Raw genomic sequence first — 15,763 nt, forward strand, 5'->3', positions numbered from 1 at the left:
CAACTATTATTAATGGATTAAGATTGAAAAAATAAAAACTGTCCTACGGCGATGATGGAGAATCCGATGCCTACGGCCCATGCGAAGATTATACCTATAATGGTTAATCTCTTACGCCAAATATTGTTGCTGGCACCAAGAGTTTGAAATGCCGACCAAAAACCATGAGTAAGATGCAGCGCTAAACCTAAAGAGCCCAACACATAAAAAATCACCACCCATAATTGTGAAAAAGTAGCATTGACTAATGCGTAGGCATTTACCACCTGTGTTTTTACACCTGCGATGTCAATAACAGTTTCCGCTAAAAGTGGGTCACCGGTAATTTTCATCTTAACCCAGAATTGCCATACGTGAACTACCAGAAATGCAAAGATTGTAAGGCCAAGCACCCACATGTTTTTTGAGGCCCACATTACATCGGTTGTTTTGTTACCGGAGCTGTACTTATCGCTTCCGCGGGCTTTATTGTTTTGGGCAGTTATTAAGCTACCATAAAGTATGTGCACAAAAAAACCAAGCCCTAATATAGGTTCCATAATTCTAATTAAAGGGTTGGTACCCATAAAATGAGCTGCCGCATTAAATGTATCTCCGCCGTCGCACAATAAAAGCAAAGAATTCACCGCAAGGTGTATCACCAAAAAGGTAATTAAAAAAAGCCCTGATAAGCTCATCAGTAACTTCTTCCCAATCGAGGAACAAAATAAATTACTCATACAGTTTTATATTTAAATCTCTAAATTATTTTAATAATTGGCATTTATGCCTGCAAAGATAATTTGTTAACGGTGTTTTACAATGGGAATAAAGAAATAAATCTCTATTTAAAATCCTTCTAATTATGTGTTGCTAACGTTTTACATTCATTATTTTTTGACTTTGGTATGTGTTTAATAGTAAAATTACATAAGGCAATATGGCCTGGTACATTTTTTAATGTTGCCAGGTTCTGTTAGCATACCATTAATGCGGCAACGCTCCATTTTTATGGCTTACCTAAATCTAAATTACGCACTTAAAGTTACTCTTTTTAATTTAAGCAAAGTTTTATATTTTTGTCTTAAAGTTATCAGATAGCTATTCGTGTGCTAATGTTAGCTCAAATTTATAAAATAAACGCAGCAAAATACACTATCCCATGACCGAAGAAATTGAATTATTAATGGATGTGACCAAAGAGAAGATGGACAAAACCATTGAACATTTGGATCACCAACTAATTAAGGTTAGAGCTGGAAAGGCCAACCCCGGTATGTTGGAGGGCATTATGGTTGATTATTACGGATCGATGACTCCCTTGCAACAAGTGGCCAATATAAATACCCCGGATCCCCGAACAATAGTTATACAGCCTTGGGAAAAAGCAATGATTGTTCCGATTGAAAAAGCTATTATGTTGGCCAATTTAGGCCTTAACCCGGAAAACAATGGGGAGTTGGTGCGCATTAATGTGCCACCACTGACTGAGGAGCGGCGCAAAGATTTAGTGAAGCAGGTTAAAAGAGAAGCCGAAGAGGCGCGTATCAGTCTGCGAAATTTACGACGTGAGGCCAACGATGAATTAAAAAAGATGCTCAAGGACGGCTTGCCCGAAGATATGGAAAAGGATGCTGTGGCAGATGTGCAAAAGCTTACTGACTCTTATTCGGATATTATAGAAGAACGTATCAAGGCCAAGGAAAAGGATATATTAACCATATAGGTGATGCTTAAAAAAAAGGGTTTTATCCGAAATGATAAAACCCTTTTTTACTTCGTTTAATCCCTAACTATGCTTTGCTATTGCCTTCACAAAATCTACTATTTTCCAATTTTCGGCATCGGCAATTAGCTTTGCCTTAAGATAGTATGGCTCTCTTTGCGATAATTTATGCTTAATAAAGTTGAGGAGCTCTATCCCTTGCATTCCCGATATCAACGGTCGCTGTGTTTTAGAAGTTTGTAGCCGTTGGTAAATCACCTCGGGTCGCAGTTGCAGGTAAATTGTTAATCCGCTGTTGTTCATCACTTCCATGTTATCAAAAAAGCAGGGTGTCCCTCCACCAGCTCCAATAATAACCTTTTCAAAAGAACTTACCTCATTAAGGCACATAGCTTCAATTTGCCGGAAACCTTGTTCTCCTTTTTCATCAAAAATTTGAGCAATGGTTTTATGGAATTTGTTCTCGATAAAATGATCCAGATCCAAAAAAGTCCATCCTTCCATGGTATCGGCAAGCCACCGTCCCAACGTTGACTTGCCGCTGCCCATAAATCCTATCAAGTAAACCCTTTGTGTCATGTTTATATTTTTAGCTAATAGGCAATAGAGCTAAAACAAAAGAAGGAGATAGATGCAAGGGGTAAAGGTTACTTTTTCCTTATATCTATTTATTCTTAATAACTCTTTACCCTTAAAACAACGACATCTGATCTTTGTCACTATCGTTCTTATGCTCATCTGTTTTCTCTTCAGGCTCTTCAATTTCTTCGGGCTCCGGTTTGGTAATAATAGGTTCCAGCTCGTTAATTTTGGAAACCTGATAGGTCGTCAACCTTTTTCCTCTTGCTTTAACACTCTTTACCCCGATAAACTCATCTACTTCAACAATCATCTTATCCCGATTCTTATCATCGCCACCAAATTTCACCTCTAAACGGGGATAATCTACTGTAGTAACCTGCACAGGGTACGACTTGCTATTTTCACCGATAAAGCTCAATGGCTTGGTGGATGGCTCCAGTTGAAAGCGTTTTAAATAGAAAAACTTTTGGTCAGCATCATAATAGGCTACTGACCATACCTTGTCGGCTTTAAATTTTTCAATAATAAGGATATTGTCTTCGTAATGGTTGGTGAGGTCGAACCCGGTATGGTAAAACTGGCCGTCTTTGGTGATTACCAAAATAAGGTCGTCGGCATGGAACTCGCCCAAATAATCGCCTCTGTTGTCGGAGTTCAGGCGGAGTACATCTTTGTCGAACCATATTTTTCGCCCGCCCAGCGTTGAGCCTCCTTTTTTGCGTAGACTAACCTTTTGTACGGTATGTTTTGTGAGTATGTTGCCAATGGCACTGCGCCCTTTTATGGCAAGATCGGCCATGTCGTAGTCAAAAACCACGTTACGCATCCGCGCTTTTGGTTTCAGCGTTACTTTGAGTACCTCGGCCTCACCATTGGGGTTTACGCTAAAGTAAATTACATCCGACCCCTTGGTGCCTTTGGTAATATTATATTCCCTGTCGCGGGTAATACCGGTAACAGCAAAGCGCTTAACATATACCGGACCGGATTTTCCATCGCGGTATACCGCATTGTAAATGGTTCGTTTGTCGGCTTTTTTAAATACCGCCAGGTGCATTACTCCTTTGCCAATAAAAGCTTTATCGCTTACCTTGGTTATGAGGTAACGACCATCTTTGTAGAAAATAATAATATCGTCTATGTCGGAGCAATCGCAAACAAACTCATCACGACGTAGCGATGTGCCCATGAATCCCTCATTTCGGTTTATATACAGCTTTTCGTTTTTAACCACTACTTTGGAAGCTTCTATACTTTCAAAACTTCTAAGTTCCGTCTGACGGGGATAATTTTTTCCGTATGTTTTTTTTATGTGCTTAAAATAGTTGATGGAATATGGCACGATGTTTTCCAAATTGTAGGCTATTTGCTCCATCTCCTCCTCCAGCGACGATATATATTCATCGGCTTTGTGTGCATCAAAGCGAGAAATACGCTTTATTTTAATTTCGGTTAGTTTAATAATATCGTCGCGGGTAACCTCGCGGCGCAGATTGGCCGTAAAGGGTTTCAATCCATTGTCGATGGTTTGAATTATGGCCTCCATCGTTTCACAGTCTTCTATCTTCTGGTATATTTTATTTTCGATAAAAATACGTTCAAGTGATGCAAAGTGCCATGATTCAAGCAATTCGTCACGCCTTATCTCCAACTCTCTGGTGAGTAGATGTACTGTTTGGTCGGTGTTTTGTTTTAGTATTTGCGAAACGGGCAAAAACTTAGGGGTATTGTCTTCTATCAAACAAGAGTTAGGCGATATTGATATCTCGCAATCGGTAAAAGCGTAAAGCGCATCGATGGTTTTATCGGTAGACACACCCGGGGGCAGATGAATTAATATTTCTACTTTTTCTGCCGTGTTGTCGTCAATTTTTTTGATTTTTATTTTACCCTTTTCGTTGGCCTTGATAATGGTTTCAATAAGGGTAGAGGTGTTTTTGCCGTACGGAATATCAGTGATATTAAGGGTGCGGCTATCCTCTTTTACAATGCGGGCACGTATTTTAACGGCGCCTCCACGTAAGCCATCGTTGTAACGCGAAACATCGGCCATGCCACCAGTAGGAAAGTCAGGGAAAAGCTCAAAATCTTTGCCTTCGAGATGACGGATTGAAGCATCTATGAGTTCGTTAAAGTTGTGGGGCAATATTTTTGATGCCAGCCCTACAGCAATACCCTCCACACCCTGCGCTAGTAGCAAAGGGAACTTAACCGGAAGTGTGATGGGTTCTTTGTTACGCCCATCGTAACTCATCTTCCAGTGTGTTGTTTTGGGATTAAACACTACTTCGTGGGCAAACTTGGTGAGTCGTGCTTCTATGTAACGTGCTGCAGCAGCTCCATCTCCGGTGGCTACATTACCCCAGTTTCCTTGTGTGTCGATGAGCAAATTCTTTTGCCCCAATTGTACCAAAGCATCCCCAATAGAAGCATCGCCATGCGGATGAAACTGCATGGTGAAACCAATAATATTGGCCACTTTATTGTATCTGCCATCGTCCATGCGTCGCATGGCATGCAGGATGCGTCGCTGAACGGGCTTTAACCCATCGTGGATATGCGGTACGGCACGTTCAAGGATTACATACGAGGCATAATCCAAAAACCAACTTTTATACATGCCGCGTAGGTGCGAAATTCGTGTGTCGGCCACCGGCGTGTTTTCGCTGCCCTCCTCTCCGTGGCCATGCGACTCATGATCGGGTTCCAATGCTTCGTTGTTTGGTGTGTTTATGTCGTCCTTCATTTCTTTTGTTAGCGTTTCCTTGTTTATTTGGTCAACTGCTTATGATAGCTTTTCAAATTACCTTTGTGCACTTTTTAGCTACTGTTTACACAGGATCTTCTTCAATAACCAGATTCTCAATAATAAACTCTTGTCTATCGGGGGTGTTTTTGCCCATGTAAAAGGTTAGCAGTTCTTGCACCGGGTCTCCCTTTTTCATACGTACAGGTTCTAAGCGGATATCTTTGGCTATAAAATGTTTGAACTCATCGGGGCTAATCTCACCCAATCCCTTAAAGCGGGTTATCTCCGGATTTGTACCCAGTTTTTTCATCGCTTTCTGACGTTCTTCTTCGGTGTAGCAATATATGGTTTTCTTTTTGTTTCGTACCCTGAATAAGGGGGTCTGCAATATGTACAAGTGACCGTTTTTAATTAATTCGGGAAAGAATTGCAAAAAGAAAGTAATTAACAACAGACGGATGTGCATGCCGTCCACATCGGCATCGGTAGCAATAATAACGTGGTTGTAACGCAATGTTTCCAGGCCATCTTCAATATTAAGTGCCGCCTGTAAAAGATTAAACTCCTCGTTTTCGTATACCACCTTGCGCGAAAGGCCATAGGAGTTTAAGGGTTTTCCTTTTAAGCTAAAAACGGCTTGTGTATTTACATTGCGCGCTTTGGTTATTGATCCACTGGCTGAGTCGCCCTCAGTAATAAAAATGGATGAGTGTGGCGCATCTTCGTGTTTAGAGCTATAGTGAACACGGCAGTCGCGCAGTTTTTTATTATGTAAGCTTACCTTTTTTGCGCGCTCCCTGGCCAGCTTTTTTATGCCCGATATGGCTTTGCGTTCTTTTTCGGAGTCCAGGATTTTACGCATAAGGGCATCTGCCGTTTCCGTATTACGGTGTAAAAAGTTATCCAGCTCTTTTTTAATAAAGTCCACTACATAATTTCGTACTGTAGGGCCTTCAGGTCCCATATCTTTAGAGCCCAGTTTTGTTTTAGTCTGGGACTCAAACACAGGTTCTTCAATTTTTATGCTGATGGCCGCAACAATACCCGAACGAATATCTGACACTTCAAAGTTTTTGTTGTAGAACTCGCGGACAGTTTTTACCAAAGCCTCTCTGAACGCCACTTGGTGCGTACCGCCCTGGGTGGTGTGTTGTCCGTTAACAAAGGTATAATACTCCTCGCCATACTGGTTTCCGTGCGTAAGTGCTACCTCAAAATCGTCGGTGGTAAGATGGATGAGCGGATAAAGACCCGGAGAAGTCATGTTGTCGTTCAGCAAATCCAGCAATCCGTTTTTCGATTTGTACAGGGTGCCGTTATAATAAATGGATAGTCCGGCATTCAGATAAGTGTAATTTTTCAGGAGCGGTTCGATGTACTCGTCACGGTAGTTGTATTTTTTAAAAATATCAGCGTCCGGAACAAAGGATACAGAGGTGCCGTTGGGTTCTGCACTGCTTTCAACGTCGTGTTCTATTACTACATTGCCTTGCGAAAAATCAACTTTTTTACACTCTCCCTCGCGAAATGCCGTAACTGAGAATTTTGTTGACAGTGCATTTACAGCTTTTATCCCTACTCCGTTAAGGCCTACGGACTTTTTAAATACCTTGCTGTCGTACTTCGCTCCTGTGTTCATTTTAGATGCTACATCCACCACCTTACCCAGGGGAATGCCGCGTCCGTAGTCGCGCACGGTAACCACACCGTCCTGCACGTTTACCTCAATTTTTTTGCCATGGCCCATCATGTACTCATCTATGGAGTTGTCCATTACTTCTTTCAACAGTACATATATTCCGTCGTCGGGATAGGCGCCATCACCCAGCTTGCCGATGTACATGCCCGGACGCTTTCGGATGTGCTCTTTCCAGTCCAGAGTTCGGATGGTTTCTTCTGAATATTGCTGCGACATAGCTTTTTGTGTTTTTAAATGAGTTGATCTTACTCCAACAATACTGAATTGTTTGGCATTAAAAATTCTTCAAATATAATAAAAGCGAATCTTGTTTGGCAATTCTTTTATCAACACCTCAAACGGGATAGGCCATAAGCAAAGAGAATAGTCATGTAAAACAGGGGGTTGGCTCTGTTTTGCTTAGTACATGATGCAACCAAGGTTTCGTTATTATTCGTACCGTGATAGTGTATTCAAATGCAATAGAATATCGATAAGAAATAATATTACTTACTCTACCCAAAATAAAATATTACTTTTGCGCCTCAATACTTCCCGGTTTATAAACCGGCACTATAAGTTTGGCCAAGCAACCCACCTGTTTTCCGACCATTGTTTAATAATATCATTAATTGCATGTTTAAAAAATATTTAAGAAAATCTGAATTTACATCACTTGAAGATTTTCAGAAAAATTTTGAAATAATTGTACCTGATCGTTTTAATTTTGCATACGATGTGGTGGATAAATACGCCAGCGTTGCCCCGTGTAAAAGGGCCATGTGTTGGGTAAATGATAAGGGTGAAACCCATGAATTTACTTTTGCCGATTTAAAAAAGGCAAGCGATCAAACCGCTTCGTATTTTCAATCCTTAGGTATTCAACGCGGAGATAAAGTGATGTTGATACTCAAAAGGAGATATGAATTTTGGTTTTCGATTTTGGCTTTGCATAAAATTGGGGCGGTTGGCGTGCCGGCAACCCATCTTTTAACCCATAAAGATATCCGCTACCGGAATAATGCGGCAGGAATTAAGATGATTGTTGCGGTTGCGGAACCGAATATAGTGAACAATATCAACCAGGCAATGGCTAAATCTCCAAGCGTAGAAAAGCTTGTGGCGGTGGGAGATGCTACACCTCCGGGTTGGTTGTCGTTGCATAAAGGGATGGAGAAAGCAGTTCCTTTTGTGAGGCCAGAGGGAAATGAGGCACAGGAAAACACCGACATATCCTTGTTGTATTTCACATCGGGCACCACCGCCGAGCCAAAGATGGTTGCACATAATTTTACTTACCCTTTAAGTCATATAGTAACGGCCAAATATTGGCAGAATGTACAGGATAACGGGCTCCATCTTACGGTATCAGATACCGGATGGGCCAAGTCAGTTTGGGGCAAGCTGTATGGACAATGGCTGGCTGGATCGGCCGTATTTGTTTACGATTTTGAGAAATTTACACCAGCCGATCTTTTAGAGAAAATAGATACTTTTAAGATTACCAGCCTTTGTGCTCCACCTACCATTTACCGCTTTTTAATTCGCGAAGATCTCACGCAGTATAACTTGTCAGCTCTGAAATCGGCTTCGGTAGCCGGTGAGCCCTTAAATCCAATTATCTACGATACTTTTTATAAACAAACCGGATTAAAACTTAAAGAAGGTTTTGGACAGACGGAGACGGCCGTACAAATTGCCAACTTCCCTGGCATGGAGCCCAAGCCCGGGTCAACGGGTGTTCCATCACCCATCTTTGATATTAGACTGGTCAATAATGAAGGCATGCCGTGCATCGATGGTGAGGTGGGAGAGATTACTATTCACACGGCAGAAAAAGTGCCGGTGGGCCTATTTATGGGTTATTATCGCGACCAGGAAAAAACCGCTTCGTGTTATTATGGGGGTAATTACCATACCGGCGACCTTGCATGGCGCGACGAAGATGGATATTATTGGTTTGTTGGCCGCCTGGACGATGTGATAAAAAGTTCAGGTTATCGTATCGGTCCTTTTGAAGTGGAAAATGCGCTGATGACTCACCTCGCCGTGGTGGAATGTGCCATCACTGCAGTTCCGGACGAGATTCGCGGACAGGTAGTAAAAGCCACCATCATATTGGCTCCCGAATATCGACCGGGGGATGAGGACTTGGTTCAACAAATTCAGGATCACGTTAAATCGGTGACGGCACCATATAAATATCCCAGAATTATTGATTTTGTAACCGAGTTGCCTAAAACCATTAGTGGTAAAATACGCCGTGTGGAGATCAGGGAAGGTATTGTTTAAACATGTCCGACAGCCATTTGATGGCATTATTTGTTAAATTATTATCCGGCATATTTGTTTTTTAGGTCAATAGATGATTTTTATCGTAAAATCTCATTATCTTAAATGCCTATCTTTTTATTCTAAATCATTTAGAAAAAACAACTATGTCAGACTCCAAAATCAGAATTCAAGACGCATTAGATTATCATACCAAAGGCTTACCCGGTAAAATTGAAGTAATCCCCACCAAGGCCACTAAAACACAGCGCGACTTAGCATTGGCCTATTCACCGGGCGTGGCAGAACCCTGCCGGAAAATTGCCGACAATGTAGATGATGTGTATAAATATACTGCTAAAGGAAATCTGGTAGCCGTTATATCCAACGGAACAGCCGTGCTGGGACTTGGAAATATTGGGGCGGAGGCTTCTAAACCTGTAATGGAGGGCAAAGGTTTATTGTTTAAGATATTTGCCGGGATAGATGTTTTTGACTTAGAGATCAACTCTACGGATATTGAAGAATTTATTACAGTAGTTAAAGCTTTGGAGCCTACTTTTGGGGGGATTAACCTGGAGGATATAAAAGCGCCGGACTGTTTTGAGATAGAACGCCGCCTGAAAGCTGAGCTTAATATTCCCATTATGCACGATGATCAGCACGGTACTGCCATTATATCGGGGGCAGCTTTAATTAATGCTTTAATTGTATTAGATAAAAAGGCAAGCGATGTTAAGGTGTTGGTTTCAGGGGCGGGTGCTTCGGCCATATCGTGTATTAAAATATTTATAGAGCTGGGGGTAGATAAAAATAACATAGTGGTATGCGATTCTAAGGGGGTGATTCGGTCGGACAGAGAAAACCTGCAGCGTAGCAAAAAGGAATTTGCCACAGATAAGGATTTGCATCAAATGGAGGATGCTATTGAGGGTATGGATGTTTTTCTTGGTCTTTCGCAGGGTAATGTGATGACACCGGAAATGCTGAACAAGATGGCACCTAACCCTCTTGTTTTTGCACTCGCTAACCCGGACCCCGAAATAAACTACGAACTGGCCATGGCAACACGCAAGGATGTTTTGATGGCTACCGGACGTTCCGACCATCCCAATCAGGTGAACAATGTGCTGGGGTTTCCTTTTATATTCAGAGGAGCTTTAGATGTAAGGGCCACGGAAATTAACGAAGAAATGAAGCTCGCAGCGGTAAAAGCGATTGCCGATTTAGCCAGACAAAATGTTCCGGATGTGGTAACCAAAGCCTACAATTTGGAAACCATGTCCTTCGGGCGGGATTATATTATTCCCAAGCCTTTGGATCCACGTTTGCTTACCGAAGTGGCACCGGCTGTAGCCAAGGCGGCTATGGAGAGCGGTGTGGCAAAAAATCCCATTAGCGACTGGGACGATTACAAGGCCAGCCTGGTGAAACGACTGGGCAACGACGATCAAATTATTCGTCGCCTTACTAACAAGGCCAAGCAAAATCCCAAAAGGGTGGTATTTGCCGAGGCGGAGGACTACAGAGTGCTCAAAGCGGCACAGATTGCCTTGGACGAGGGTATCGCTATACCTATTCTATTAGGGGATGAGGATAATATACAAAAGCTCATAAAAAAGCATCAGTTGGATTTGGGCGATACACAGATTATTAACCCGCAAAGCAAGGCATATGGTCAGATGGTAGAGAGATATGGTAAGCTGTTTCACGAAAAACGAAAGCGTAGAGGTTACAATCCGTACGAGGCAGCCAACGAAATGAAAAAACGAAATTTCTTTGGTTGTATGATGGTGGAAACCGGCGAAGCAGATGCCATCATTTCCGGTATCAGCCGTAAGTATACACAAACCATTAAGCCGGCACTACAAATAATTGGCACCGACGATCCCGACAAAAAAGTTTCGAGCATGTATTTGATGCTTACCAAACGGGGGCCGCTGTTTTTTACCGACACCACCATGATTCCTAATCCTACCTCGGAAGAGCTGGTGGACATCGCCTATCAGGCAGCCAGTGCCGTCCATAAAATGATGAATATTGTGCCTAAGGTGGCTTTTTTGGCATATTCTAATTTTGGCTCATCAGACGATGCAGAACCCAAGCTGGTGCGCAAAGCAGCAGCCCTGATGAAGGCCAAACACCCACACATTATTTCCGATGGCGAAATACAGGCTAACTTTGCGTTCAACCAACAGGAGCTCAAGGATAATTATCCCTTTACCACTTTAATTGATAACGAGCCCAATGTGCTGGTGTTTCCTACGCTTAGCTCCGCCAATATTGCCTATAAATTATTACAAGTGATGAAAAGTGCAGAAGCCATAGGGCCTATTATCCTGGGCATGAAACGTCCGGTGCATATTTTACAGATGGGTAGTTCGGTGCGCGAGGTGCTCAATATGATTACTATAGCCACCATCGATGCCCAGATAAAAGCGGGCAAAGGCAGTGGCCAATAGTTGAGTTGTTATTGTTATGCAATCGTATCTTAAATGATGTAAGCCAATTGTTTTGGCTTTAAATTTAAACCATCGAGAGCCATGAGGCGGAGTCTTTATACAGCTCCACGGGCTGAACGCTGTTTGTAAATTTATATGAGCTCACGAGCATGGCTACATCGTGTTTGAGGTTTTCGATGGCATTCAAAACTAAATCCTGTCTAAACCCTTTAACACCCATATCAAACACAAGATTGGCAGAAACAACGCGACTGATTATTTTTCCCAGATCCACATATTTACGCTGAACCATTTTGGGTTTTAAAACAACATCTAAGCTACTTGCAAATTGCTTTGCCACTTGTTTAGTCAGAGAATAGTCCATTAAAAATGCCAAAAGATTAGTTTGCTTTTTGCGTTGCATCAGTTTGTTTACCAATTCGGCTATTTGGGTGTATAGCATATCGTTTGATCCTTCAAAAATCTGAAAGGGTCGCGAATCGATGATGCCCCTTGAGCTAACACTCTCGGCTTTGTAGCCATTGGCGCCTTTTAATTGAGTGAGCGTTTGTGCAGATTCTTGCATCAAATCGGTTACATAGGCCTTCATGCTGTTGGCCTCTACGGCATCCCCCGAGAGGTTATTTTCTACACCGGCATAATCTGCACTGCGGGCACACATGGCCGAACAAACGGTGAAGGCACTTTGAATTTTTGCAATTTGTTGTTTTATCTGGTCTAAAGCAATCAAGGGTTTGCCTGCTACAAAGCGGGTTTGGCAATGATTAATGGCTTCGTCAAGCATTCTGCGGATAAAACCCATACCCATGCCGGGAAATTGATAGCGGCTGCGGTGTAATAAATCCATCATTAGGTTAAGTCCTGTAGAAACGGGCTGTAATTTAAATTTTTCGGGTATTATTACATCCACTTTGTTTTTCCCGTAAGGGATGGGGTAAAGTCCCAGGTTGTTGTAGTACTCTTCTACAATAATACGCTGATGGGGTTGTTGCACATCGCAAACAAAAAATTCGATATCGCGTGCCAATTTACCATCACCGTTTTTTAGGCGGGAGGTAATGAGCCAGTAGTCGGCCAAACCGGTTAAGCCTTGCCAATGTTTTGTTCCCTGTAAATGATAATTATTGCCTTGTTTTACACAAGAAGTATGCATGGATAGCGCATCGCTTCCGTAATCGGGTTCAGTAATCATCAGGCCACCCATGTTTTGTTTGGTCAAAAACCGCTTAAATATACTTTTCTTGGCCTCGTCGCCGGCATACTTACCAACGGGTTCCAGAAAAAGGGCGATATTGATACCAAAGGTTAAGGATAAAGGCAATGACTCGTAGGAGGCGGCATCCATCATACCTATACATTCTTTCATCACCACCCCTCTGCCTCCATATTCTGCAGGTATGCCTACCGAAAGTGGGTTTTGTGCCATGATATCGCGCAGTACCAAAGCAGGGAACCCCCTTTTTTGTACGAACTGTTCAATGTTGTCTCGCTCGTAAAATACACTTTTCAGTGTTTTATTAAATGTATCCAGATATTCTGAAAAGGGTACTTGTTCTTTACTCATCTGTTGATTGTTTATATTTTTTCCTACAACTATGGGATACTAATACCATAGAATTAAACAAATGTTCATTTGGTATGATTATTTTAAACTTATGCTATAAATAGTCGAGGGCTTCCCGTTGCAGTTTATTGCAGTTTATAATGCTAAGGTTTGACGTTGCATAACCAGCCCTGTTGGTTGCGTACGCGGTTGATGATTACTTTGGCATAGACTGCGTCCACCGTAGAAAGCTTTAGTGTTCGAGGCCGAATACTGTTTTATAAATTATATAAATTGGCAATGAAAAGGTTATATAGCAAAGGCAAAATGGAGGGTTAAACCTTTGTAAAAGTTTATCTTTTCCGGAGCGTAACAAAATCGCTTTTTCAATGCATATTTTAAGTTGATATTCTATGGCCTACTGGACTATTTAGCCGTACTTGCTTTTCCTGATCCTTTTATTATTTGTGCGTATTTAAATTATTGGTTTCCGGTAAACTTTTCATTTAACTCTTAAACGCCATGTTTTGATGGGGAAGAGAGATTTTTAATTAGCGCAGGGCTTACATCCGCCTCAGATAATTTCCGTGAATAAAATCAGGTTAGGTGCCGTTAACAAAGCCGATAAAATAATTGTAATTAGCCAGAGCCTGCCAGCTATTCACTACCCGCCATCCGAAGGGATGAGACCTCCCGCTGCCAATCATTTAATTAGGCCGGAAGCCGCCAATTATCGGCCATCAACTGCACTATCCTTAACCAGACTCAATATAAATTACATAAATCTACGTATCTGGCCTTAAATATATCTACATAATTGTATACTTTTATACTGGCAATACGTATTACATGGAGAAACAAATTTTAGATTGTTTAATTGTTTCTCTTTAATCCGTACAAACCGGCTCATAAAAAATAAATTATACGTTTATGAACAGATTTATAAGCTACGTAATCGTGATAACTATTCTGGTATTGGTGTTGGTGAATTTACTTCACCGCCCTGAACCTTTAAATTTATCGCAGTACCAATTAAAGCAGGAATATGCCAGCAAAAAAAAGCCTTCGGTGGATCACACGCAATTTGAGATTTTGAACGGGGAGTTTTCCACGCCGCAGGAAGTTACATTAGCCTGCTTAAGTTGTCATAACACAACGCACGAGGAAATTATTCATAGTAGCCATTGGAACTGGGAACGTGTGGCCTATGTAGAAGGCAAGGGCATATCCAAAATTGGTAAAAAAAACGTGATCAACAACTTTTGTATCGGCTCTAACAGTAACGAGCAATCGTGTGCCGCTTGCCATATTGGATTTGGAATGACCAGTAACAGTTTTGACTTTACCAATGCACAAAACGTAGATTGCATGGTTTGCCACGATGGTAGCGAGGAATACATTAAAGGCACTGCCATGGCAGGTTATCCGGACAGAAGCGTGAACCTGGAAAAAGTGGCACAAAGCGTTAGCCGTCCTAACAATATAAACTGTGGCAGTTGCCATTTTTACAGTGGAGGTGGAAATAACGTAAAGCACGGCGATTTGGAGGAGGCACTGCTGGCTTGCGACAGAACTACAGACGTGCACATGGCACAAAATGGTATGAACATGACCTGTGTGGATTGCCATACGGCCGAAAATCACAATATTAAAGGAAAGCTTTACTCAGTATCGTCAAATGATGTGAATCGTTTGAATTGCGAAGATTGTCATACCTCGCGTCCTCACCTCAACGACCTGCTTAATCGTCATTACAATAAAATCTCGTGCCAAACATGCCATATCCCTACCTATGCAAAGGTTAATTCTACTAAAATGGCCTGGCGTTGGTCTAAATCGGGTAAATTGAAAGACGGCAAACCTTATTACGAGGTGGATTCATTGGGTAACCAGACCTACCTCTCGAAAAAAGGTGAGTTTGATTGGGCCAAAAATGTAGAACCGGAATACTTTTGGTTTAACGGTCATGCGCAGCATTATGTGATAGGCGATCCCATAGATACCATTCCTGTGCAGATTAATAGGCTATTGGGCGCTGCGGATGATATTCACTCCAAAATTTATCCGGTAAAAGTGCATCGTGGCGACCAGATATACGATCCCGAAACCAATATGCTCATACAACCCAAGCTGTATTCTCCCGAAAAAGGCGACAGTGCCTTTTGGGTGGATTATGACTGGAATCTGGCAGCCGAAGCGGGCATGAAAAGGATGGGACTGCCCTACAGCGGTAAATACGATTTTATAGCAACTGAAATGTACTGGCCTATCAATCATATGGTGGCACCCAAAGCTCAGTCATTGGCTTGCGTGGATTGCCATACCAGAGAAAATGGTCGCCTGGCAAATCTATCTGGTTTTTACATGCCGGGTCGCGACCGAAATTACTGGCTGGATTTATTTGGGAATTTGCTTTTTTGGGGCTCGCTTATTGGTGTTTCCATACATGGCCTGGCCCGCATCATTAATTCGATACGCAAAAATGAAGTGGATGCCGAAGAGATAAATACAGACAGTTAGATAATAGATTTATAGATTAAGGATTAAAGATGAGAGATAAGAGGCTGTTATATTTTAAGATAAAAAATGAGTTTAGCGCTTTAACATATGGCGGCTGATACCATCTTCTGACGGGAATAAAGGTACACGGCAACATACCCCGGAGGGGTAAAATATGAATAGCCCCGTATGCAATGCGGGGCAGCTTACAAAATTAGGATTAGAACCCTGTAGGGGTTCAACTTTATGCTCATAATTCAATAAAACTTATAAA

9 protein-coding genes are annotated in these 15,763 nt (G+C 41.9%); 4 read left to right on the top strand and 5 right to left on the bottom strand.

Features of this window, described 5'->3' with window-relative positions:
• Nucleotides 1-17: 17 nt before the first annotated feature.
• Nucleotides 18-719, bottom strand: coding sequence for a succinate dehydrogenase cytochrome b subunit (locus FN809_RS08790; protein ID WP_142533125.1), 702 nt, complete (start codon nucleotides 717-719; stop codon nucleotides 18-20).
• Nucleotides 720-1,141: 422 nt separating this feature from the next.
• On the opposite strand from FN809_RS08790, the gene frr reads away from it, so the two are divergent.
• Complete coding sequence (gene frr / locus FN809_RS08795; RefSeq protein WP_142533126.1) at nucleotides 1,142-1,705, top strand: ribosome recycling factor; 564 nt, start codon at nucleotides 1,142-1,144, stop codon at nucleotides 1,703-1,705.
• A 63-nt stretch (nucleotides 1,706-1,768) separates the two neighbouring features.
• On the opposite strand, the gene FN809_RS08800 is transcribed toward frr, so the two are convergent.
• The 3 genes from FN809_RS08800 to FN809_RS08810 form a co-directional block, all read right to left on the bottom strand.
• Complete coding sequence (locus tag FN809_RS08800) at nucleotides 1,769-2,284, bottom strand: shikimate kinase (protein WP_142533127.1); 516 nt, start codon at nucleotides 2,282-2,284, stop codon at nucleotides 1,769-1,771.
• A gap of 112 nt (nucleotides 2,285-2,396) precedes the next feature.
• A complete protein-coding gene (locus tag FN809_RS08805; RefSeq protein ID WP_142533128.1) occupies nucleotides 2,397-5,033 on the bottom strand; it encodes a DNA gyrase/topoisomerase IV subunit A in 2,637 nt (878 codons plus the stop codon).
• 85 nt (nucleotides 5,034-5,118) lie between these two features.
• Nucleotides 5,119-6,951: a DNA topoisomerase IV subunit B gene (locus FN809_RS08810; RefSeq protein ID WP_142533129.1), complete on the bottom strand. Its 1,833-nt coding sequence runs from the start codon at nucleotides 6,949-6,951 to the stop codon at nucleotides 5,119-5,121.
• A 399-nt stretch (nucleotides 6,952-7,350) separates the two neighbouring features.
• On the opposite strand from FN809_RS08810, the gene FN809_RS08815 reads away from it, so the two are divergent.
• Together FN809_RS08815 and FN809_RS18255 are read left to right on the top strand one after the other, a co-directional pair.
• A complete protein-coding gene (locus FN809_RS08815) occupies nucleotides 7,351-9,006 on the top strand; it encodes an AMP-binding protein (protein WP_142533130.1) in 1,656 nt (551 codons plus the stop codon).
• Nucleotides 9,007-9,152: 146 nt separating this feature from the next.
• Complete coding sequence (locus FN809_RS18255; protein WP_142533131.1) at nucleotides 9,153-11,447, top strand: NADP-dependent malic enzyme; 2,295 nt, start codon at nucleotides 9,153-9,155, stop codon at nucleotides 11,445-11,447.
• Nucleotides 11,448-11,511: 64 nt separating this feature from the next.
• Here the strand turns inward: FN809_RS18255 and FN809_RS08825 are convergent, their stop codons facing one another.
• Nucleotides 11,512-13,011, bottom strand: a complete 1,500-nt coding sequence (locus FN809_RS08825) for an acyl-CoA dehydrogenase family protein (protein ID WP_142533132.1) — start codon at nucleotides 13,009-13,011, stop codon at nucleotides 11,512-11,514.
• Between the two features lie 909 nt (nucleotides 13,012-13,920).
• On the opposite strand from FN809_RS08825, the gene FN809_RS08830 reads away from it, so the two are divergent.
• Nucleotides 13,921-15,510: a tetrathionate reductase family octaheme c-type cytochrome gene (locus FN809_RS08830; protein WP_142533133.1), complete on the top strand. Its 1,590-nt coding sequence runs from the start codon at nucleotides 13,921-13,923 to the stop codon at nucleotides 15,508-15,510.
• Nucleotides 15,511-15,763: the final 253 nt, after the last annotated feature.

It is taken from the genome of Saccharicrinis carchari, assembly GCF_900182605.1.
In the GTDB taxonomy this organism is placed as follows: Bacteria; Bacteroidota; Bacteroidia; order Bacteroidales; family Marinilabiliaceae; genus Saccharicrinis; species Saccharicrinis carchari.